The organism is Paracoccus sp. S4493 (assembly GCF_000967735.1).
GTDB classification, from domain to species: Bacteria; Pseudomonadota; Alphaproteobacteria; order Rhodobacterales; family Rhodobacteraceae; genus Paracoccus; species Paracoccus marcusii.
This window is the reverse complement of record NZ_JXYF01000575.1, coordinates 1-319: the sequence shown is the minus strand read 5'-3', so window position 1 is coordinate 319 and position 319 is coordinate 1. Positions and strand designations below refer to the sequence as shown.

General features: G+C 73.4%; 1 protein-coding gene. It reads right to left on the bottom strand.

From position 1 onward, the window contains the following. A partial coding sequence (locus TW83_RS19115; protein ID WP_045984378.1) for an iron chelate uptake ABC transporter family permease subunit occupies positions 1–319 on the bottom strand: 319 nt, incomplete at both ends.

The following is a 319-nucleotide window of genomic DNA, read 5'->3' as shown; positions in this document are numbered from 1 at the left end:
GCCGCCAGCCGCATCGCGGCGACGTTCAGGCCCAAGCCCTGCGCGCCCTCGGCCCCCAAGGACAGCAGGCGCAGCGGACGGGCCAGCATTGCTGCGGCCAGGCCACCCAAGGCCAGCACCCCGACCAGCGCGGCGACCCCCGACCAGTCCTGCTGGACCAGCGAGCCGCCGTTCCAGATGACCAGCGACAGCAGGTACTGTCCCTGCGCCAGCGTGACCGCCCCCGCAACCGCACTGGCGGTTAGCCCGACCAGCATGCCCGCGATGACCATCGTCACCGGCTGAAAGCCGCGCCGCGCGCCGATGGCCAGCACCAGCG